Raw genomic sequence first — 21,259 nt, 5'->3', positions numbered from 1 at the left:
GTCGGCTCAGTCGTGTCGCAGGGGCGGCGGGCCGGCGAGCGCGGGCGGCGCCAGCTCCTCCGGGGACGGGGGCACGTACGGCTTGATCTCCGGGGCCTGGATACTGCCGTCGGGCTGGACGGGAGGCAGCTGCGCCTCCGGCTTGGGCAGCAGGGCCTTGCCGGTCGGCTTGCCGTCCATGGTCAGGCCGTACATCGCGTTGTAGATGTTGCGCACGGCGGGGCCGGAGGCACCGGAGCCGGTGCCGCCCTGGGAGATCGTCATCACGATGGTGAAGTCGTCGGTGTACGTCGCCAGCCACGAGGTGGTCTGCTTGCCGTACACCTGGGCGGTGCCGGTCTTGGCCCGCAGCGGGATCTTGTCCTGCGGCCAGCCGACGAACCGCCAGGCGGCGGTGCCGCCCGGCTCGACGACCATGCGCAGGCCCTTGTCGAGGTCGCTGATGGTCTTGGCGTCGACCGGGAGCTTGCCGTGGGCCTTGGGCTCGATCGTCTCGACCTTGCCGTTCGGGCTGACCACGGCCTTGCCGACGGTGGGGTTGTACAGGGTGCCGCCGTTGCTGATGGCGGCGTAGGCGGTGGCCATCTGGATCGGGGTGACCAGCACGTCACCCTGGCCGATGGCGAAGTTGATGCTGTCGAAGGCCTTCAGCTGGTTGCCTTCGAGGCAGTTCTCGTACGCGATCTGCTCGACGTAGGTGCCGCCCTTCTTGCCCTGCTTGCACCAGGCGTCCTTGTTCGCCTCCCAGAAGCTCTTCTTCCACTGGCGGTCCGGGATGCGGCCGCTGACCTCGTTGGGCAGGTCGATGCCGGTCTCGGCGCCGAGTCCGAACTCGCGGGCCGTGCGGTAGAACCAGTCGTGGGCGTCCTTCTTGGGCTGCAGGCCGCCGTCGCGGTTCCACTCCTCGTGCCCGAGGGCGTAGAAGACGGTGTTGCAGGAGAACTTCAGCGCCTCGCCGAGGGTGATGGGGCCGTGGCCCTTGGACTCGAAGTTGGCGAAGCTGCGGCCGCCCATGTTGTAGGAGGCGCTGCAGTTGTACTTGCTGTCGAAGGGGTAACCGGCGCGCACGGCCGCACTCGCCGAGACCACCTTGAAGATGGAGCCGGCGGGGGCCTGGCCCTGGATGGCCCGGTTGAGCAGCGGGAAGTTGGAGTCCTTGCTGGTGAGCCTGGCGTAGTCCGCGCCGGAGATGCCACCGACCCAGGCGTTGGGGTCGTAGTCGGGCTGGGAGGCCATGGCGACGACCCGGCCGGTCTTGGTCTCCATGACGACGACGGCGCCCGAGTCGGCCTCGTACTTGCGGCCGGTGATGTTGTCCGTCTCCTGACGGACCGTCTTCATCGCCTGCGCGAGCTCGTACTCGGCGACCGCCTGGACCCTGGCGTCGATGCTGGTGACGAGCGTGGAGCCGGCCACGCCCGGGTCGGACTTGGTCTGGCCCATGACCCGGCCGAGGTTGTCGACCTCGTAGGAGGTGACCTGCGCCTTGCCGCGCAGCTCCTTGTCGTACGTGCGCTCGATGCCGGAGCGGCCGACCTGGTCGGAGCGCAGGTGCGGCGAGTCGGTGTTCTTGGCCTGCTGGATCTCCTCGTCGGTGACCGGCGAGAGGTAGCCGAGCACCTGGGCGGCACGGGCCCCGCCGAGCGCGGGGTAGCGGCGTACGGCGGTGGGTTCGGCGGTGATGCCGGGGAAGTCCTCGGGGCGCTCGCGGATCTGCAGGGCCTGCTGGGTGGTGGCCTCCAGGGTCACCGGGATCGGCTGGTACGGGGAGCCGTTCCAGCACGGCTTGGGGGTCTTGGAGTCGCAGAGGCGGATCTTGTCCATGACGTCCTGCGGCTTCATGTCCAGGACCCCGGCCAGGCGCGTGAGGACCGCCTTGCCCTTGTCCTTCATCCGCATCAGGTCCGTACGGGACGCGGAGACCACCAGGCGGGTCTCGTTGTCGGCGAGCGGGACCCCGCGGGCGTCGAGGACGGCGCCGCGCACGGCCGGCTGCACCACCCGCTGGACGTGGTTGCTGCGGGCCGCGTGGGCGTACTCGTTGCCGTTGCGGATCTGCAAGTACCACAGGCGCCCGCCGAGGGTGAACAGCAGCGAGAAGACGAGCACCTGGATGATGACGAGCCGGATCTGCACCCGCGGGGTGCGGCCGGTCTCCGGGATGTTGGTCACGCGTGGTCCCCCGTCACAGCTTCTTGACGCTCTTCACGCCCTTGACGCCCTTTATCCGGCCCGCCCGGCCGGCCCGGCCGCGGGCCGCGCGCAGCCGCAGGCCCCCGCGCGCGTCGCCGATCCGCAGCCCGGTCCCGCCGGCCAGCCAGCCGGAGGAGACGTCGGCGCCCTGGGCCGGGCCGCCGGCCTCCACGGCCATCGGGTCGTTCTCGGCGCGGCGGGCCAGCGCCATGATGAACGGCACGGTGAACGGGGCCAGCAACAGGTCGTACAGGGCCGCGGTGAACATCAGCCCCACCAGCCCCACATGACGCGCGGCGGTGTCCCCCACGAGGGCGCCCACCCCGGCGTAGAGCAGCGTGGAGCCGAGGGCGGCGGCGACGACCGTGAGCATCGGGCCCCACGCCGAACGGAAGCGCCCGTTGTCCGGTCGGGCGAGCCCGACGACGTAGCCGATGACGCAGAGCACAAGGGCGTAGCGGCCCGCGGCGTGGTCGGCGGGCGGGGCGAGGTCGGCCAGCAGCCCGGCGCCGAAGCCGAGCAGGGCGCCGGACGTCGGCCCGTACACCAGGGACAGGGCGACGACGGTCAGCAGCAGCAGGTCGGGGACGGCTCCGGGGAGTTGGAGCCGTCCCAGGACCGTGACCTGCACGACGAGGGCGACCACCACGAGGGCCGACGAGAGCAGGATCCGGTTGACGCGCATGGCTCAGCGCTCCTCCTCGTCGACGGGCCGGCCGGAGACGCTCGGGGAGGGCGTGACCGTGACGGTGACCGTCGGCGTGGGCTTGGGGGGCTCGGGCTTGGGCGGCAGGACGGTGTCGCGCGGGTCCTCACGGGGCGGGACGACGACCACGCCGACGATGTCGAGCCGGGAGAAGCCGACGAACGGCCGGACGTGCACGGTGCGGGTGAGGCCTCCGCCGGACGGGTCGACGCGGACCACCTCGCCGATCGGGACGCCGGGCACGAACGGCTTGTCGGCGCGGGAGCCGAAGGTGACCAGGCGGTCGCCGGGGCTGACCTTGGCGCGGCCGTTGAGCATCTGCACGGACAGGTCGCGGTCGCCCTGGCCGGTGGCGAAGCCGAGTTCGCCGGTGCCCTCCAGACGGGTGCCGACGGTGAAGTCCGGGTCGTTGGCGAGCAGGACGGTCGCGGTGTCCGGGCCGACGGTGGTGACCCGGCCGACGAGCCCGTCGCCGTTGAGGACCGTCATGTCGCGTTCGATGCCGTCCTTGCTGCCGGCGTCGATGGTGACGGTCCAGGAGAAGCCCTGGGCCGCTCCTATGGCGATGACCTCGGCGCCCTTGATGCCGTACTGGCCGGCGCCGGCCCGCTTGAGGAGTTCGTCGAGCTCCTTGATCCGGCTGCGGGTGCGGTCGTCGCTGCCCAGCTTGGCCTTGAGCGCGGCGTTCTCGCGTTCGAGCGTGGCGATGCGGTTGTGCCGTGTGCCGGAGTCCCGTACCGCTCCTATGGCGTTGGCGACGGGGTCGACGGCGGTCGACACCCCCTTCTCGACCGGGCCGAAGACCGCGGCGGCGGCCTGCCGGGCACCGTCGACCGGGGACTCCTCGCCCGCCCGGATGTCCACCGTGATCAGTGCGAACGCGATGGCGATCAGCAGCACCAGGAGCAGCCGGCTCTCTCGTGTGTCCCTCACGTGCGGCGGCCGTGCCTTCCTCAGTAGGAATTCTCTTTGCCTGTATATCAACGATCCGCCGCACGGGCGCGGTAGCACCCGTACGGCGGATCATTGGGTTCCGCATATGCCCCTTCGGGGCGAATGTCAACGCCGGGGCTGGGCGTCCAGCACCTGCTGGAGCGCCTCGAACTCCTCGACGCACTTGCCGGATCCGAGCGCGACGGAGTCCAGCGGGTCCTCCGCGATGTGGATGGGCATGCCCGTCTCGCGGCGCAGCCGCTCGTCCAGGCCGCGCAGCAGGGCGCCGCCGCCGGTGAGCACGATGCCGCGGTCCATGATGTCGCCGGAGAGCTCCGGCGGGCACTTGTCCAGGGTCGTCTTGACCGCGTCCACGATCGCGTTGACCGGCTCCTCGATGGCCTTGCGCACCTCGGCCGCGGAGATGACCACGGTCTTGGGCAGACCCGAGACCAGGTCCCGGCCGCGGATCTCGGTGTGCTCGTCCTTGTCGAGGTCGTAGGCCGACCCGATGGTGATCTTGATCTGCTCGGCGGTCCGCTCGCCCAGGAGGAGGCTGTACTCCTTCTTGATGTGCTGGATGATCGCGTTGTCGAGCTCGTCGCCGGCCACCCGGATGGACTGCGCCGTGACGATTCCGCCGAGGGAGATGACCGCCACCTCGGTGGTGCCGCCGCCGATGTCCACCACCATGTTGCCGGTGGCCTCGTGCACGGGCAGGCCGGAGCCGATGGCGGCGGCCATGGGCTCCTCGATGATGTGCACCTGTCGGGCACCGGCCTGGGTGGACGCCTCGATGACGGCACGGCGCTCGACCCCGGTGATGCCGGAGGGGACGCAGACGACGACGCGCGGGCGGGCCAGGTAGCGGCGCTTGTGGATCTTGAGGATGAAGTAGCGCAGCATGCGCTCGGTGATCTCGAAGTCGGCGATCACGCCGTCCTTCAGCGGGCGTACGGCGACGATGTTCCCGGGGGTCCGCCCGATCATCTTCTTCGCCTCGGAACCGACCGCGAGGATGCCGCCGGTGTTGGTGTTGATCGCGACGACGGACGGCTCGTTCAGGACGATGCCCCGGCCCCTCACGTACACCAGCGTGTTGGCGGTCCCGAGGTCGACAGCCATGTCACGGCCGATGAACGACATTGAGTTCCCCTTGTTCCCCATGAGGAGCGTCTGGCCTTCCAGTTGATAGCGGCTGCTGTCAGGTCGGCGAGGTGGGTGTGTGGGTGGAAGCCCCATCGTAGTGCCGCAGCTGTGGACATCGCGCGACGGGACTACGGCTTTCCGGGGGAGACGTGGACCGTCCCCTTAGTGGTGACGTTGCGTGTTGTCCATGCGTTCCCGCCCGGGGCGGGGAATACCGAAGGGCGACCGAAATTACTTCGGTCGCCCCAGGTCATGAGCGCTATATGGCTGATGTCGCGTCAGGAAGCGTGTGGTCCGGCGAGAACGTCACAGGGCCGGGAAGAACAGCTTCAGCTCCCGCTCGGCGGACTCCTCGCCGTCCGAGGCGTGGACCAGGTTCTCGCGCACGATGGTGCCGAAGTCGCCCCGCACGGAGCCGGGCGCGGCGGCGATCGGGTCGGTCGGACCGACCAGCTGGCGCATCCCCTCGATCACGCGTTCGCCCTCGACCACGAGCACGACGACCGGGCCGGACGCCATGAAGCCCATGAGGGGCTCGTAGAACGGCTTGCCCTTGTGCTCGCCGTAGTGGGCCTCCAGCGTCTCCGCGTCCAGCGTGCGCAGCTCCATCGCGGGGATGGTCCAGCCGGCCTTCCGCTCGATACGGCCGATGATCTCGCCGATCAGGCCGCGACGGACGGCGTCGGGCTTGAGGATGACGAGAGTGCGCTGGGTCATGGTGTTGGCTCCTTGCGGCATACGGGTGCGGTCGTACGAGGCTACAGGGGCCGGGTAGGGCCCCCGCCCCACAGGGTCAGGCCCGGGCCTCGGCGTCGCTCTGCGCCGCCCAGCGGGCCTTGGCCTCGTCGATCTTGCGACCGTAGTGGACCGAGCACCACCACAGGGCCGCGAAGACGGCGCCCAGGAAGAACATGGTCGGGACGACGAACCCGCTGGCGATCAGGCCGATCTGCAGCGCCCAGCCGATCTGCACCGCGCCGGGCCGGCCGAGCATCCCGCACAGCAGCACCGACAGCAGCATCGCGATGCCGCAGACCGTCCAGACGGTGGCCTGGGACAGGTCCCCCTTCATGGCGACCAGGCCGGCGAAGCCGATCACGAAGAACTCGCCGATCAGGGTCGACGCGCACAAGGTCCGCACAGCTCAGCCCTTCCCCAGCAGCAGGCGGGCCTCGCCCACCGTGATCACGGAACCGGTCACCAGGACCCCGGCCCCACCGTACTCGGCCTCTTCCTCCGCCAGGGTGATCGCCGCCTCCAGGGCGTCGTCCAGCCGCGGCTCGACCTGCACCCGGTCGGCGCCGAAGACCTCGACCGCGATGGCGGCCAGCTCGTCGGCGGACATCGCCCGGTAGGTGGAGTTCTCGGTGACCACGACCTCGGCGAAGATCGGCTCGAAGGCCTCCAGGACGCCCCGGACGTCCTTGCCCTCGCTGGTGCCCACGACGCCGATCAGCCGGCTGAACCCGAAGGACTCGGTGACCGCCTCGGCCGTCACCCGCGCGCCCGCCGGGTTGTGGGCGGCGTCCAGGACCACCGTGGGGCTGCGCCGGACGACCTCCATCCGGCCCGGCGAGGTGACCGTGGCGAAGGCCCGGCGCACGGTGTCCAGGTCCAGCGGCCGCGCGTGCTCGGCGCCGATGCCGAAGAACGCCTCGACCGCGGCCAGCGCCACCGCCGCGTTGTGCGCCATGTGGGCGCCGTACAGCGGCAGGAAGATGTCCTCGTACTCGCCGCCGAGCCCGCGCAGCGTCACCTGCTGGCCGCCGACGGCGACCTCGCGGGTGACGACGCCGAACTCCATGCCCTCGCGGGCGACCGTGGCGTCGACCTCGACGGCCTTCTTCAGCAGCACCTGCGCCGCGTCCACCGGCTGCTGGGCCAGGATGACGGTGGCGCCCTGCTTGATGACGCCGCCCTTCTCCGCCGCGATCTCGGCGGGCGTGGAGCCCAGCCGGTCGGTGTGGTCCAGGCTGATGGGGGTGATCACCGCGACGGAGGCGTCGATGACGTTGGTGGCGTCCCAGCTGCCGCCCATGCCGACCTCGACCACGGCCGCGTCGACGGGGGCGTCCGCGAAGGCCGCGTAGGCCATGGCGGTGAGCACCTCGAAGAAGGACAGCCGGTACTCCTCGGCCGCGTCGACCATCTCCACGTACGGCTTGATGTCGTGGTAGGTCTCGACGAAGCGTTCCGCCTCGATCGGGGCGCCGTCCAGGCTGATCCGCTCGGTGATCATCTGCACGTGCGGGCTGGTGTAGCGGCCGGTGCGCAGCTCGAAGGCGCCCAGCAGGGCCTCGATCATGCGGGCGGTGCTGGTCTTGCCGTTGGTGCCGGTGATGTGGACGGAAGGGTACGCGCGCTGGGGCTGGCCCAGGACGTCCATGAGGGCCTCGATCCGGCGGACCGAAGGCTCCAGCTTGGTCTCGCCCCAGCGGGTGGACAGCTCCTGCTCCACCTCGCGCAGCGCCTTGTCCACCTCCGGGTCCTGGGGGCGGGACGGCACGGGGTCGCCCTGGGGCGCGCCGGCCTGGGCGCGCAGGGTGCGGCTGCCGGCCTCGATCACCGCCAGGTCGGGGTCGCGGTCGGTCTCTTCGGCCACGATCTCGTCGAATTCGTCGAACGCGCCGAGCGCGCCGAATTCGTCGAGGCGCTCGTCGCTGGGCTCGGGCTGCTGCTCACTCACAAGGCCAGTCTACGGACGGGGCCGGGCGGGACTTTCGGCCCGGCCGGTTCGGGACCTTCGACGCAAAAGGCGGCCGGATCGTTATGCAAGCCTTGCGGACAGGAGATAGGGGAACAAATGCCGCAGGCCAGCAGCAACAAGACGGCGTCCAGCCGTGACATCGGGATCGACCTGGGGACGGCCAACACCCTGGTCTACGCGCGGGGGCACGGGATCGTCCTCAATGAGCCGTCCGTGGTGGCGGTGAAGGCGGGTACGACCGCCGCGCTGGCGGTGGGGGCCGAAGCGAAGGAGACCATCGGGCGCACGCCCGGCTCGATCACCGCGATCCGGCCCCTGAAGGACGGGGTGATATGCGACTACGAGGCCGCCGAGGAGATGATCCGGCACTTCGTGCGCAAGGCGGTGCCGGGGCGGCGGGCGCGGACCCGGATGGTGGTCTGCGTGCCGTCCGGGGTCACCCCGGTGGAGCGGCGCGCGATCGTGCACGCCTCGACCCGGGCGGGGGCCCGCACCGTGCACCTGATCGAGGAACCGATGGCGGCCGCGATCGGGGCCGGGCTGCCGGTGGCCGAGGCCCGCGGGTCGATGGTGGTGGACATCGGCGGCGGCACCACCGAGGTCGCGGTGATCTCGCTGGGCGGCATCGTCACCTCGCAGTCGCTGCGGGTCGGCGGGGACCGGCTGGACGCGGCGATCATCGACCACGTGCGCAAGGAGCACGGGCTGCTGGTCGGCGAGCGCACCGCCGAGGACGTGAAGGTCGCCATCGGCTCGGCGTGGCCGGTCCCGGACCGGCCGGAGCTGGAGGGACGCACCATGGCGGTGCGCGGCCGGGAGCGGGTCGGCGGGATGCCCAAGACCCTGGAGCTGGGCGCCCGGGACGTGCGCGCGGCCCTGGACGAGCCGGTCGAGGCGATCGTCGCGGCGGTGCGGGCCACGCTGGAGGAGTGCCCGCCGGAGCTGTCGGGCGACGTGATGGAGCACGGCATCGTGCTGACCGGCGGCGGGGCGCTGCTGCCGGGCCTGGACCTGCGGCTGGCCTCGGCCACCGGGATCCCGGTGTTCGTCGCGGACGACCCGCTGGACTGCGTGGCGCTCGGCTCGGGCCGGTGCGTGGAGGACCTGGACGCGATGAGCGCCCTGCTGGCGCCCGCGAAGGGCTGAGACCCGGCCTTCGCCGTCGTCGGCCCCCCCCGGCTCTCAGTGCCGGGGCAAGGTGGCCACGACCTCGTACGTGCCGTCCTTGCGGGTCGCGGTCAGGCTGCCGCCGAGGCTGCGGACGCGTTCGGACATGCTGGCGGTGCCGGAGCCGGCCGAGACAGGTGCGCGGCCGGGGGTGCCGGTCGGCAACCGGTTGCTGACGGAGATCCGCAACTGGGGGCCGTCCGCGGCGACGGAGACCTCGACGGTCTCGCCGCGGGCGTGCTTGGCGGCGTTGGTCAGGCACTCCTGGACCACCCGGTAGACGGCGGCCTGGCGCAGCGGCGAGAGGGTGTGCGCGTCGGGGTCCAGCCGGAGCCGGACGGGTGAGCCGGCCCGGCCGCTCTGCTCGGCGAGCACGGACAGCCCCTCCACACCGGGGGTGGTGGCCCGCTCCCCGCGCTGCACGATGATCTCGTTGAGCACCAGGTGCGCCCGCCGCGCGGTGTCGGCGAGCTCCTCGAAGTCCTTGGCGTACGGCGTCCGCCGGGCCCGGGTGGAGAGCACCTCGGAGCGGACGGTGAGCAGCGTGAGCTCGCGTCCGACGAAGTCGTGGACGTCACGGGCGACGGAGGTCCGCTCCTGCTGGACGGCGTGCAGCACGGCCGCCTCGGCACGGCGCGCGTCGAGCTCGCGCACCAGGTCCTGCCGGTTGGCGGCGATGCCGACGGCGGTGGCGAGGACCCCGATGGGCACGACCAGGCCGAGGAACGCACTGAGGGTGTCGGCCTTGTGGTGCGGCCAGCCGGGCAGGTGGAACAGGGCGAAGGCGAACGCGACGTAGCCGACGGCGGCCGCTACGCCGGCGCCGCGCCCCTTGTAGCGGGCCACGGAGTACAGGGCGAACTGGACGAGCGTGAGCTCGTGCAGCCAGCCGATGAAGACCAGGGCAGTGGCGTACGCGAGCCAGGGCGTGCGGCGGCGCAGCAGCAGGGTGGCGGAGCCGGCGGTGAGGACGGCGGCGGCCTGGAGGCCGTCGAGGGAGTTGTCGTCGGCGGCCAGGCCCGGCAGGTCCAGCGCCATCAGCGCGAGGCAGCTGAGCGCGGTGAGCACGTCGAGGGCACGCGGCGACCCGGCCCAGCGCTCGGCACGCCGCCGGCCCGCGGCCGTGGCTGCCCGGAGCGCGGAGGCGACGGGTTTGACCTGCATGCCCCCCATCATCCCGGTTCGGGCGGCGGGATCGGATCGGCGGGACGTCCGGATCACGTGACATAGGGCACGTGATCCGGACCTCGGGCTCGGCGGGGACGGCGAGCACGGCGAGCACGGCGGGCACGGCGGGCACGGCGAGCACACGGCGAAGGGCCCCGCGCCGGTGGTGCGGGGCCCTTCGGGGTGCCGTACGGCGATCAGGCGGCCGGCAGGTTCGCCAGCTGGGCCTGGATCCGGGCGATGTCCTCCTCGGCCTGGGCGAGACGGCCCTTGATCTTGTCGACCACGTTGTCGGGGGCCTTGGCGAGGAACGCCTCGTTCCCGAGCTTGGCCTCGGCCTGGGTCTTCTCCTTCTCGGCCGCCGCCAGCGCCTTGGCCAGGCGCTTGCGCTCGGCCTCGACGTCGATGGCACCGGACAGGTCGAGCGTGACGGTGGCCCCGGCGACCGGGAGCGACGCCGTGGCGTGGAAGCCCTCGCCCTCCGGCTGGAGCTTGAGCAGCTGCCGGATGGCGGCCTCGTGCGCGGCCAGCGGGGTGCCGGCCAGCTCCAGGCGGGCGGGCACCTTCTGGCCGGCCTTCAGGCCCTGGTCGGTGCAGAACCGCCGGACCTCGGTGACCAGCTGCTGGAGCAGCGCGATCTCGCCCTCGGCGGCCTCGTCGCGGAAGCCGCTGTCGGCCGGCCAGTCGGCGATCACGACGGACTCGCGGCCGGTGAGGGTGGTCCACAGCGTCTCGGTGACGAAGGGGACGACCGGGTGCAGCAGGCGCAGGGTGACGTCCAGGACCTCGCCGAGGACCCGGGCGGAGACCTTGGCCTGGTCGCCGCCGGCGAAGAACGTCGTCTTCGACAGCTCGACGTACCAGTCGAAGACCTCGTCCCACGCGAAGTGGTAGAGGGCGTCCGACAGCTTCGAGAACTGGTAGTCCTCGTAGAAGGCGTCGACCTCGGCCACCGTCTTGTTCAGGCGGGACAGGATCCAGCGGTCCGCGGCCGACAGCTGCTCGACCGGCGGCAGCTCGCCCTCGACCGTGGCGCCGTTCATCATCGCGAAGCGGGTGGCGTTCCAGATCTTGTTGGCGAAGTTGCGCGAGGCCTGGACCCAGTCCTCGCCGATCGGCACGTCGACACCGGGGTTGGCGCCGCGGGCCAGGGTGAAGCGGACCGCGTCGGAGCCGTAGGTGTCCATCCAGTCCAGCGGGTTGACCGCGTTGCCGAAGGACTTCGACATCTTCTTGCCGAACTGGTCGCGGACCATGCCGTGCAGGGCGATGGTGTGGAACGGCGGGGTGCCGTCCATCGCGTACAGGCCGAACATCATCATCCGGGCGACCCAGAAGAAGAGGATGTCGTAGCCGGTGACGAGGACCGAGTTCGGGTAGAACTTCGCCAGGCTCTCGGTCTGCTGCGGCCAGCCGAGGGTGGAGAACGGCCACAGGCCGGAGGAGAACCAGGTGTCCAGGACGTCGGTGTCCTGGTGCCAGCCCTCGCCCGCCGGGGGCTGCTCGTCCGGTCCGACGCAGACGACCTCGCCGTTCGGGCCGTACCAGACCGGGATGCGGTGGCCCCACCACAGCTGGCGCGAGATGCACCAGTCGTGGAGGTTGTCGACCCAGTCGAAGTACCGCTTCTCCATCTCCTGCGGGTGGATCTTGACCTTGCCGTCGCGGACCGCGTCACCGGCGGCCTTCGCGAGCGGGCCGACCTTGACCCACCACTGCATCGACAGGCGCGGCTCGATGGTGGTCTTGCAGCGCGAGCAGTGGCCGACGGAGTGGACGTACGGGCGCTTCTCGGCGACGATCCGGCCCTCGGCGCGCAGCGCGGCGACGATGGCGGAACGGGCCTCCAGCCGGTCCAGGCCCTGGAAGGGGCCGTGGGCGGTGATGACGGCGCGCTCGTCCATGATCGCGAGGTTCGGCAGGCCGTGGCGCTGGCCGATCTCGAAGTCGTTCGGGTCGTGCGCCGGGGTCACCTTGACCGCGCCGGTGCCGAACTCGGGGTCGACGTGCTCGTCGGCGACGACCGGGATGCGGCGGCCGGTCAGCGGCAGCTCGATCTCGGTGCCGACCAGGTGCCGGTAGCGCTCGTCCTCCGGGTGGACGGCCACGGCGGTGTCACCGAGCATCGTCTCGGCGCGCGTGGTCGCGACCACGATGGAGGCGTCCCCGTCGCCGTAGCGGATGGAGACCAGCTCACCGTCGTCGTCCTGGTACTCGACCTCGATGTCCGAGATGGCGGTGAGGCAGCGGGGGCACCAGTTGATGATGCGCTCGGCGCGGTAGATCAGCTCGTCGTCGTAGAGCTTCTTGAAGATCGTCTGGACGGCCTGGGACAGGCCCTCGTCCATGGTGAAGCGCTCACGGGACCAGTCGACGCCGTCGCCGAGGCGGCGCATCTGGCCGGAGATCTGACCGCCGGACTCCGCCTTCCACTGCCACACGCGCTCGACGAACGCCTCGCGGCCCAGGTCGTGGCGGGACTTGCCCTCCTTGGCGAGCTCGCGCTCGACGACGTTCTGGGTGGCGATGCCCGCGTGGTCCATGCCGGGCTGCCACAGCGTCTCGTAGCCCTGCATGCGCTTGCGGCGGGTCAGGGCGTCGATCAGCGTGTGCTCGAAGGCGTGGCCCAGGTGCAGGCTGCCGGTGACGTTCGGCGGCGGGATGACGATGGTGTACGCGGGCTTGTCGCTGGTGGCGTCGGCCTCGAAGTAGCCACGCTCTACCCAGCGCTCGTAGAGCTTCCCCTCTACCTCGGCCGGCGCGTACGTGGTCGGCAGTTCGGAGTCGGGGCTGCTGGGTGTCTGCGTGTTCTCGGTCACGGAGCACAGTTTAGAGGGGTAACAGTCCCGTACTGAAACCGCTGTACCGGGGCCCCGGGGCCCCGCGCGGCCCAGGCTTCCGCCAGGATGTGGGGAACGCATGAGCAACCTCAAAGGGGGACGCGGGAATGAGCTTCAACCAGCCAGGGCCGTACGGCGGCCAGCAGCCGGGCCCGTACGGGGGCCAGCAGCCCGGTCCGTACGGGCAGCAGCCGCCGCCGCCGTACGGCCAGCCGGCGCCCCAGCCCGGCTACGGCTACCCGCAGCAGGCGCCCCCGCCCCCGCCGGGCTACCCCCAGCAGCCGGGCGTCCCGCCGCAGCCGTCGTACGGCTACCCGGCCCAGCCCGGCATGCCCCCCGCCCCGCCGTACGGCATGGCCCCGCAGCAGCCGAAGAAGAAGACGGGCCTGGTGATCGTCGCGGCGGTCGTGGCCGTCGCGGTGATCGGCGGCGGCGCGTGGTACCTCATGGGCGACGGCGGCGGCGCGGCCTCCGAGGACACCAAGGGCTACAAGCTGGTGATGCCGGAGGCGATCGCGGAGTACAAGAAGGACCCGAAGAGCCCGACCAACGTCACGGACAAGGCCTTCGAGGGCGAGCAGAAGACGAACGCCGAGGCCATGGGCGTCAAGAACGCCCACAACGTCGCCGCGAAGTACGCCAACGGGACGGACGAGAAGACGGCCAAGCAGATGAACGTCAACGGCCTGTACGGCGAGATCGCCGACCCCGCCAAGGCCGTCGACAACTACTTCGCCAACGTCGGCAAGAACAAGGCCGCCGAGGCCAGCGGTTTCAAGTACGAACTGGTCGGCAGCCCGCTGGAGTTCAAGCCGGCCGGGTTCTCGGGCGCCACGATGAAGTGCGCCAACATCAAGGCCAGCGCGAAGAGCGCGGCCCCAGCCGGCTCGTCCGCGAAGGACTTCACCGTCCCCACGTGCGCGATGGGCGACCTCTCGACGCTGACCTCGGTCAACGTCGTGGACCCGACCAAGCTCCTGCTGGGCGCCCCGAGCGCCACGCTGGACGAGGTGGCGGCCATCGCCGCGAAGGTCTACGCGACGACCCGCGTCAAGGCCTGACGCCGGGAGCGTCGAAAAAAGGGGGGAGCCCCGGCCGGATCGGCCGGGGCTCCCCCCTTTGGCTGCGTACGGCAGTCAGGCGGTGCTACGCGCTCTTCTCGTGCGGGCCCTGGTCCTTCGGGACGATGCGGGGGACCAGGGTGGGGTTGACGTTCGAGCGGACCACGTCGGCCGTGATGACCACGCGGGCCACGTCCTTGCGGGACGGGACCTCGTACATCACCGACATCAGGACCTCCTCCATGATGGCGCGCAGGCCGCGCGCGCCCGTCTGGCGGAGGATCGCCTGGTCCGCGATGGCCTCCAGGGCCTCGCGCTCGAAGTCCAGCTCGACGCCGTCCAGCTCGAACAGCCGCTGGTACTGCTTCACCAGCGCGTTGCGCGGCTCCACCAGGATCTGCAGCAGGGCCTCGCGGTCCAGGTTGTGGACCGAGGTGATCACGGGGAGGCGGCCGATGAACTCCGGGATCATCCCGAACTTCACCAGGTCCTCCGGCATGACCTCCTGGAACTGGTCGCTGGCCTCGATCTCCCGCTTCGAGCGGATCGTGGCCCCGAAGCCGATGCCCTTGGCACCGGCCCGCGCCTCGATGATCTTCTCCAGGCCCGCGAAGGCACCACCCACGATGAACAGGACGTTCGTCGTGTCGATCTGGATGAACTCCTGGTGCGGGTGCTTGCGCCCGCCCTGCGGCGGCACCGACGCGGTCGTGCCCTCCAGGATCTTCAGCAGGGCCTGCTGGACGCCCTCACCGCTCACGTCGCGCGTGATCGACGGGTTCTCGCTCTTGCGCGCGACCTTGTCGATCTCGTCGATGTAGATGATCCCGGTCTCGGCCTTCTTGACGTCGTAGTCGGCCGCCTGGATCAGCTTGAGCAGGATGTTCTCGACGTCCTCGCCGACGTACCCGGCCTCGGTGAGCGCGGTCGCGTCGGCGATGGCGAACGGGACGTTGAGCATCCGCGCCAGGGTCTGGGCGAGGAGGGTCTTGCCGGAGCCCGTGGGGCCCAGCAGCAGGATGTTGGACTTCGCGAGCTCGATCGCGTCGTCCCGGCCCTGCGCACCGCCGTTCTCGCCGGCCTGGACGCGCTTGTAGTGGTTGTAGACCGCGACGGAGAGCGCCTTCTTGGCCGGCTCCTGGCCGACGACGTAGCTCTCCAGGAACTCGTAGATCTCGCGGGGCTTGGGAAGCTCTTCCCAGCGCACCTCGCTCGTCTCGGCGAGCTCCTCCTCGATGATCTCGTTGCAGAGATCGATGCACTCGTCGCAGATGTACACGCCGGGTCCTGCGATGAGCTTCTTCACCTGCTTCTGGCTCTTCCCGCAGAACGAGCACTTGAGCAGGTCGCCGCCGTCACCGATGCGTGGTGCCACGAGGTGCTTCCCCTTCGCCTGGGAGACGCCTGGTTCAGCGCTCCTGGTGCCTCATAGTCGACGGTACCTTGCCGGGGCCCCGCTGAGGGGCCCCGTGCAAGTATCAGGCCGCGTTCATCTTCCGGGTGGAGATGATCTGGTCGATCAGGCCGTACTGGAGCGCGTCCTCGGCCGTCAGGATCTTGTCGCGCTCGATGTCCTCGCGGATCTTCTCGATCGGCGTGGTCGAGTGCTTGGCCAGCATGGTCTCCAGCTGCTCACGCATGCGCAGGATCTCGTTGGCCGCGATCTCCAGGTCGGAGAGCTGCTCCCGGCCGGTGCCGCCGGACGGCTGGTGGATGAGCACGCGCGCGTTCGGCAGGGCCATCCGCTTGCCCGGCGTACCGGCGGCCAGCAGGACGGCGGCGGCGGAGGCCGCCTGGCCCATGCAGACCGTCTGGATGTCGGGCTTCACGAACTGCATCGTGTCGTAGATGGCCGTCAGCGCGGTGAAGGAACCACCGGGGCTGTTGATGTAGATCGAGATGTCGCGGTCCGGGTCCATCGACTCCAGGCACAGCAGCTGCGCCATGACGTCGTTGGCCGACGCGTCGTCGATCTGGACACCGAGGAAGATCACGCGCTCCTCGAACAGCTTCGCGTACGGGTCGTACTCGCGCACGCCCTGCGAGGTGCGCTCCACGAAGCGCGGGACGACGTAGCGGTTGTCGACCGGGGCGCCGGTGTACAGGCCGCTCGCGGAGAGGTTGTTCTGCATCGGGTGCATCTGGTGCATCTGGGTGTTCACCATCCTGGTGGCGTTCTGCGGGCTGGGGCTGTCCGGGTACGGTCCGGGGGCTCAGGCCCCGGTGCCGCCGCCGCCCGGGACGAGGGACGCGGCCGAGATGATCTCGTCGATCAGGCCGTAGTCCTTGGCCTCCTCGGCGGTGAACCAGCGGTCGCGGTCGCCGTCGCGGATGATCGTCTCGACGGTCTGACCGGAGTGGTGCGCCGTGATCTCGGCCATCCGCTGCTTGGTGCGCAGCAGGTACTGGGCCTGGATCTTGATGTCCGAGGCCGTACCGCCGATGCCGGCGGAACCCTGGTGCATCAGGATGTCGGTGTTCGGCAGCGCGAAGCGCTTGCCGGGGGTGCCACCGGTCAGCAGGAACTGGCCCATGGAGGCCGCCATGCCGATGCCGATGGTGACCACGTCGTTCGGGATGAACTGCATGGTGTCGTAGATCGCCATGCCGGCCGTCACGGAGCCACCGGGGCTGTTGATGTACAGGTAGATGTCCTTCTCCGGGTCTGCGGCCAGGAGGAGGAGCTGCGCCGTGATCTTGTTGGCGATGTCGTCGTCGACCTGCTGGCCGAGGAAGACGATCCGCTCGTTGAGCAGCCGGTTGTAGACGTGGTCGCCGAGGCCGCCACCGATGGACGGCTCACCCGCGTAAGGCTTCAGATTCGTCACGTATCCACCTGCTCGTCTCCGACGGCTTCACGTGCCGTCTCAGCGTCTCGTTCGGAGGGCAGTGCCCTCGTATTCATGGACCCTAACGCGCAGGTCGGACAACGCCATCCCGCTTCCCGAACTGTTCGCTCGGAGCGCAAGGTACCGGCGGCGGGAACCGGCGCCCCGCAGGGCGTACGACGAAGGCCCGGACGCATGCGCGTCCGGGCCCTCGCCCACGGCCCTGCGGGGGCCGTACGGGGCTTACTTGGCCTCGTCGGCCTTGGCCTCGGCGTCGCCCTCGACGGCCGCCTCGGCGGTCTCGGCGGCCTGCTCCTCGTCCTCGTCGGACAGGTCCACGACCTCACCGTTGGTGTCGACGACCTTGGCGGCCTCGACGACCAGCGCGAGCGCCTTGCCGCGGGCGACCTCGCCGACCAGCATCGGGACCTGGCCGCCCTCGACGACCGCCTGGGCGAACTGGTCGGGGGACATGCCGGAGGAGGCGGCGCGGCGCATGAGGTGCTCGGTGAGCTCCTCCTGGTTGACGTTCAGCTTCTCCTTGTTGACGAGCTCGTCCAGGAGGAACTGGGTCTTGATGCCCTTGATCGCCTGCTCGCGGGTCTCGGCCTCGAACTCCTCGACCGTCTTGCCCTGGAACTCGAGGTACTTCTCGAGGGTCAGGCCCATCTGGCCGAGCTGGTGGTGCTCCAGGTTGTGCTTGCGGGTGTTGATCTCGTCCTCGAGCAGCTTCTCGGGGACCGGGATCTCGGCGAGCTCGATGAACTTCTCCAGCACGCGCTCCTGGGCCTGGGTGGCCTGGTCGTACTGCTTCATGTTCTCCAGGCGCTTGCGGCTGTCGGCCTTCAGCTCCTCGAGGGTGTCGAACTCGCTGGCCATCTGGGCGAACTCGTCGTCCAGGGCCGGCAGCTCACGGGCGGAGACCTTGGTGACCTTGACGGTGACCTCGGCGTCCTTGCCCGCGGCGGAGCCGCCCTTGAGCTGCGAGGTGAAGGTGGCCTCGCCGCCGGCCTCCAGGCCCTTGACGGCCTCGTCGATGCCGTCCAGCAGCTCGCCCGAGCCGATGGTGTAGGAGACGTCGCTGGCGACACCGTCCGGCAGGACCTCGCCGTCGACCTTGGCCTCCAGGTCGACCGAGACGACGTCGCCGTCCTGGGCGGCGCGCTCGACGACGTTGGTGGAGGCGAAGCGGTTGCGCAGCTGCTCGACCGACTTCTCCACGTCCTCGTCGGAGACCTCGACGGCGTCGACCTCGACCTCGATGCCGGAGTAGTCCGGGATCTCGATGGTCGGGCGGACGTCGACCTCGGCGGTGAAGTTCAGCGTCTCGCCGTCCTTCAGCTCCGTGATGTCGACGTCGGGCTGGCCCAGCGGGTTCAGCTCGGCCTCGTTGACCGCGGCGGTGTAGAACTTCGGGAGCGCGTCGTTGACGGCCTCCTCCAGCACGGCACCGCGCCCGAAGCGCTGGTCGATGACCCGGGCCGGGATCTTGCCCTTGCGGAAGCCCTTGACCGTGACCTGCTGGTTGATCTTCTTGTACGCCGCGTCGAGGCTGTCCTTGAGCTCCTCGAAGGGCACCTCGACAGTGAGCCGAACCCGAGTCGGGTTCAGGGTCTCCACGGCGCTCTTCACGGTTCGGTCTCCTTGTGGCTGACTTCTGGGGTTCTGCTGGCGCTGCATGTTCAGCGACTCAGCGGATCGGGCCCGGTACATCAGACACACGGGCACGCAGCTTGCATAGTAACCGCAAGCGGGAAGCAGCCCACAACGCGATCATCGCGGTGGTGGTGCTGGTCGGGGTGGCCGGATTCGAACCGACGACCTTCCGCTCCCAAAGCGGACGCGCTACCAAGCTGCGCCACACCCCGTCGGTGCGACACGTAGGGTACATGCCCGGAGACCGTCCGACGCCCCTGGTTTTCCCGCACCCGCGCCCCGACCCCGCCGAAAGGGGTGTGCGACCCCCCGGCCCGACCCGCTAGGATGCTGTCCGTGCCACCGCCGGTCACCGGCCTGCGGCACCGCTGTGCGGGCGTAGCTCAATGGTAGAGCCCTAGTCTTCCAAACTAGCTACGCGGGTTCGATTCCCGTCGCCCGCTCTTCATGGCTCAGGGCCAGGTCGGAGGACGATTCCTCCGCCTGGCCCTGAGGCGTTTCCGGGGTCGGTTCAGAGCTTGATGCCGGCGATGGTGTCCGCCAGGGAGTTCAGGAAGCGGTTGACGTCCGGGGCGATGGAGCTGGAGGCCAGGAAGAACCCGAAGAGGACCGCGACGATGGCGGGGCCCGCCTTGAGGTGGTTGCCGCGGATCAGCACCACCATGATGATCGCCAACAGAACCACCACTGACAGCGAAATGGCCACTTCTGATCACACCTTCGGTCGTCCCCTGGTCGGCCCGGGGCACGGCCGTGCGCACCCCCACATGGACCATCGTGCCACCAACAGGCCCCCGCTACCCGTCCCGTGACGGCGTTTGCTGCCAACTCGGTGGATTCGCAAGGCCCAGGAGCGAGCGGACGTAGGCGTACTTGGCGGACAGCCGGTCCCTGGTGGGGGCGTCGAGGACGGCGAGGCGGGCGGGGTCGGCGTTGTGCGCGAGGTCGGCCTCCTTGACCAGGAGGGCGCCGGGGGTGGCCAGGATGCGGGCCGCGTACTCCTCCACGGGCTCGCCGGGGCGCTTGGTGACCGCCAGGACCATGTCCTTGACCGACTGCGGCAGAGCGGCGCGATCCAGCCAGGCCCGGCTCAGGGCGTCGTCCTCGACGGCGTCGTGGAGCCAGGCGGCGGCCTGCTGCTCGGCGCTGCCGCCGCGGGCGCGGACGCCGTCGGCGACGGCGGCCAGGTGTTCGGCGTACGGACGGCCGGCCTTGTCGGTCTGCCCGGCGTGGGCGGCGCGGGCGAGCGCCTCGACCTCGGCGAGGGTCAGCTCCGGCGATGGCGGTTGCGGCGTCATGCGATCCCCCTTGCCGCGGTGCGGAGGGCCTCGGCGGCCCGGCGTACGTCCGCGGGCGTGGTACGCCAGTTGGAGAACGCGGCGCGCAGGGCGGGGGTTCCCGCGAGGACGGTCGGGGTGACGAAGACCTCGTCGGCCGCGGCGGTGCGCAGGGCGGCCAGCCGCTCGGGGGTCGGGGTGTCGGCGAGGGTGAAGCAGACGACGTTCAGGCGGACCGGGGCGAGGAGGCGGAAGGCGGGGTCGGCGGCGAGTTCCTCGCCGAGGGCCCGGGCGCAGGCGATGTCGCGTTCGACGATCTCCCGGTGGCCGGCGCCGCCGTAGGCGCGCAGGGTGAACCAGGCGGCCAGGGCGCGCAGCCGGTGGGAGTTCTCGGGGGTGAGGTGGACCAGGTCCGGGCGGGGGCCGAGCGGGCCGAGGTAGGCGGCGGCGTTGGCGAAGACGCGGGCCTGGAGGTCCTGGCGGCGGGTGAACAGCACGGCGCTGTCGTAGGGCACGTTGAGCCACTTGTGCAGGTCCACGCAGACGGAGTCGGCCTCGTCGAGGCCGGCGGTGAGGTGGGCGTGGGCCGGGGAGAGGGCGGCGAAGGCGCCGAAGGCGGCGTCGGTGTGCAGCCAGAAGTCGTGCCGCTCGCGCAGGGCGGCGACGGCGCGGAGGTCGTCGAAGTCGACGGTGTTGACGGTGCCGGCGTTGGCGACGACCACGGCGGGGCCGGGCGCCTCGGCCAGGGCCCGGTCGAGGGCGGCGGGGTCGACGGCCTCGCGGCCGGGCAGCGTGGGCACCGGTACGAGGGCGTCGCGGCCGAGGCCCAGGACGGACAGGGCCTTGGCGACGGAGGAGTGCGGGGCGCCGGACAGGACGCGGACCGGGCCGAGGGCGGCCGCGCCGTGCTCGGCCGGGGAGACGCCGAGGCGTTCGCCGAGCCATTCGCGGGCGACGGCGAGGCCGGTGGTGTTGGACATGGTGGCGCCGCTGACGAAGGTCCCGGCGTGGTGGGGGCCGAGGCCGAAGAGCTCGCGGAGCCAGGCCGCGGTCTCGCGTTCGAGGTCCTGGCCGGCGGGGTCGAGGGCGGAGTTGGAGTTCTGGTCGTGCACGGCGGTCAGCCAGTCCCCGGCGAGGGCGGCGGGGGTGACTCCGCCGGTGACGAAGCCGAGGTACCGGGGCCCGGCGGAGGCCGAGAACCGCGGCGCCCAGTCCCGGGCGAACTCCTCCAGGGCCTGCCCCAGGCCGGCGCCGTGGCGGGGCAGGCGGGCGGGGCCGACGGGAGCGGGGCCGGTCGGGGCGGGCTCGGCCGGGGCGGGCTCGACCCGGCCGGGCTCGGCCGGGGTGTCCGGGCGGGGGACCACCGGGCGGGTGTCCAGCGTGTGCAGGGCCTGCGTGGCCTGCCGGAGGGTGGCGGCGAGGAGTTCGGGCAGGCGGGCCAGGTCGTCGGCGAGCGAGGGGTGCATGGCGCCACGCTAGGTCGGCCTCCGGCCCCGGTAACGGGCCAATCCGGCACAAGTGGCCACCGCCCACCCGCCCGGCTCCCCGCGCCCTCCGCCCCGCGGAGCTACGGCC

General features: G+C 70.9%; 18 protein-coding genes and 2 tRNA genes. 3 read left to right on the top strand and 17 right to left on the bottom strand.

What is annotated here, in order from left to right; genetic code table 11:
- Positions 1-6: 6 nt before the first annotated feature.
- The 7 genes from mrdA to folC form a co-directional block, all read right to left on the bottom strand.
- Positions 7-2,172, bottom strand: a complete 2,166-nt coding sequence (gene mrdA / locus LG632_RS07190; protein WP_226725985.1) for a penicillin-binding protein 2 — start codon at positions 2,170-2,172, stop codon at positions 7-9.
- Between the two features lie 13 nt (positions 2,173-2,185).
- Positions 2,186-2,878, bottom strand: coding sequence for a rod shape-determining protein MreD (gene mreD, locus LG632_RS07185; RefSeq protein WP_226725984.1), 693 nt, complete (start codon positions 2,876-2,878; stop codon positions 2,186-2,188).
- Positions 2,879-2,881: 3 nt separating this feature from the next.
- The gene (gene mreC / locus LG632_RS07180; protein WP_226725983.1) at positions 2,882-3,832 is read right to left on the bottom strand and encodes a rod shape-determining protein MreC; all 951 of its coding nucleotides are present in this window, start codon (positions 3,830-3,832) and stop codon (positions 2,882-2,884) included.
- A gap of 126 nt (positions 3,833-3,958) precedes the next feature.
- Positions 3,959-4,978, bottom strand: coding sequence for a rod shape-determining protein (locus LG632_RS07175; protein WP_125647420.1), 1,020 nt, complete (start codon positions 4,976-4,978; stop codon positions 3,959-3,961).
- A 309-nt stretch (positions 4,979-5,287) separates the two neighbouring features.
- Entirely contained in the window at positions 5,288-5,698 is a 411-nt protein-coding gene (ndk, locus tag LG632_RS07170) for a nucleoside-diphosphate kinase (protein WP_226725982.1), read from the bottom strand.
- A 76-nt stretch (positions 5,699-5,774) separates the two neighbouring features.
- The gene (locus LG632_RS07165; protein WP_226725981.1) at positions 5,775-6,122 is read right to left on the bottom strand and encodes a DUF4233 domain-containing protein; all 348 of its coding nucleotides are present in this window, start codon (positions 6,120-6,122) and stop codon (positions 5,775-5,777) included.
- Between the two features lie 3 nt (positions 6,123-6,125).
- Positions 6,126-7,667 (bottom strand): bifunctional tetrahydrofolate synthase/dihydrofolate synthase, encoded by a 1,542-nt coding sequence (gene folC, locus LG632_RS07160; RefSeq protein ID WP_374203418.1) that lies wholly within the window; start codon positions 7,665-7,667, stop codon positions 6,126-6,128.
- Positions 7,668-7,784: 117 nt separating this feature from the next.
- Here folC and LG632_RS07155 point away from each other — a divergent pair, with 117 nt between their 5' ends.
- On the top strand, positions 7,785-8,834 hold the full coding sequence (locus LG632_RS07155) for a rod shape-determining protein (protein WP_226725980.1): 1,050 nt from the start codon (positions 7,785-7,787) through the stop codon (positions 8,832-8,834).
- 36 nt (positions 8,835-8,870) lie between these two features.
- Here LG632_RS07155 and LG632_RS07150 read toward each other — a convergent pair whose 3' ends face one another.
- Together LG632_RS07150 and LG632_RS07145 are read right to left on the bottom strand one after the other, a co-directional pair.
- The gene (locus LG632_RS07150) at positions 8,871-10,019 is read right to left on the bottom strand and encodes a sensor histidine kinase (protein ID WP_226725979.1); all 1,149 of its coding nucleotides are present in this window, start codon (positions 10,017-10,019) and stop codon (positions 8,871-8,873) included.
- Positions 10,020-10,219: 200 nt separating this feature from the next.
- The gene (locus LG632_RS07145; protein WP_226725978.1) at positions 10,220-12,841 is read right to left on the bottom strand and encodes a valine--tRNA ligase; all 2,622 of its coding nucleotides are present in this window, start codon (positions 12,839-12,841) and stop codon (positions 10,220-10,222) included.
- Between the two features lie 128 nt (positions 12,842-12,969).
- On the opposite strand from LG632_RS07145, the gene LG632_RS07140 reads away from it, so the two are divergent.
- Positions 12,970-13,923, top strand: a complete 954-nt coding sequence (locus LG632_RS07140) for a hypothetical protein (protein ID WP_226725977.1) — start codon at positions 12,970-12,972, stop codon at positions 13,921-13,923.
- An 85-nt stretch (positions 13,924-14,008) separates the two neighbouring features.
- Here LG632_RS07140 and clpX read toward each other — a convergent pair whose 3' ends face one another.
- From clpX to LG632_RS07115, 5 genes are all read right to left on the bottom strand, one after another.
- Positions 14,009-15,298 (bottom strand): ATP-dependent Clp protease ATP-binding subunit ClpX, encoded by a 1,290-nt coding sequence (gene clpX, locus LG632_RS07135; protein ID WP_226725976.1) that lies wholly within the window; start codon positions 15,296-15,298, stop codon positions 14,009-14,011.
- A gap of 103 nt (positions 15,299-15,401) precedes the next feature.
- Complete coding sequence (locus LG632_RS07130) at positions 15,402-16,088, bottom strand: ATP-dependent Clp protease proteolytic subunit (RefSeq protein WP_308108073.1); 687 nt, start codon at positions 16,086-16,088, stop codon at positions 15,402-15,404.
- A 48-nt stretch (positions 16,089-16,136) separates the two neighbouring features.
- Positions 16,137-16,751: an ATP-dependent Clp protease proteolytic subunit gene (locus tag LG632_RS07125; RefSeq protein WP_226725975.1), complete on the bottom strand. Its 615-nt coding sequence runs from the start codon at positions 16,749-16,751 to the stop codon at positions 16,137-16,139.
- 243 nt (positions 16,752-16,994) lie between these two features.
- Positions 16,995-18,383: a trigger factor gene (tig, locus tag LG632_RS07120; protein ID WP_226725974.1), complete on the bottom strand. Its 1,389-nt coding sequence runs from the start codon at positions 18,381-18,383 to the stop codon at positions 16,995-16,997.
- Positions 18,384-18,542: 159 nt separating this feature from the next.
- Positions 18,543-18,619: transfer RNA gene (locus LG632_RS07115), tRNA-Pro, on the bottom strand.
- Between the two features lie 160 nt (positions 18,620-18,779).
- On the opposite strand from LG632_RS07115, the gene LG632_RS07110 reads away from it, so the two are divergent.
- Positions 18,780-18,850: transfer RNA gene (locus LG632_RS07110), tRNA-Gly, on the top strand.
- A gap of 68 nt (positions 18,851-18,918) precedes the next feature.
- On the opposite strand, the gene LG632_RS07105 is transcribed toward LG632_RS07110, so the two are convergent.
- The 3 genes from LG632_RS07105 to LG632_RS07095 form a co-directional block, all read right to left on the bottom strand.
- Positions 18,919-19,113 carry a hypothetical protein gene (locus tag LG632_RS07105; RefSeq protein ID WP_114057574.1) on the bottom strand — a complete coding sequence of 65 codons (195 nt, stop codon included), beginning with the start codon at positions 19,111-19,113 and terminating at the stop codon, positions 18,919-18,921.
- Between the two features lie 91 nt (positions 19,114-19,204).
- A complete protein-coding gene (locus tag LG632_RS07100; protein ID WP_226725973.1) occupies positions 19,205-19,705 on the bottom strand; it encodes an HD domain-containing protein in 501 nt (166 codons plus the stop codon).
- Positions 19,702-21,150, bottom strand: coding sequence for a pyridoxal phosphate-dependent decarboxylase family protein (locus LG632_RS07095; protein ID WP_226725972.1), 1,449 nt, complete (start codon positions 21,148-21,150; stop codon positions 19,702-19,704). The genes LG632_RS07100 and LG632_RS07095 overlap by 4 nt, the downstream gene beginning before the upstream one ends.
- Positions 21,151-21,259 lie beyond the last annotated feature (109 nt).

The sequence above is a fragment of the Streptomyces antimicrobicus genome (assembly GCF_020532625.1).
GTDB classification, from domain to species: domain Bacteria; phylum Actinomycetota; class Actinomycetes; order Streptomycetales; family Streptomycetaceae; genus Streptomyces; species Streptomyces antimicrobicus.
The sequence above is the reverse complement of the archived record's forward strand: the minus strand, read 5'-3'. Positions and strand labels throughout refer to the sequence as shown.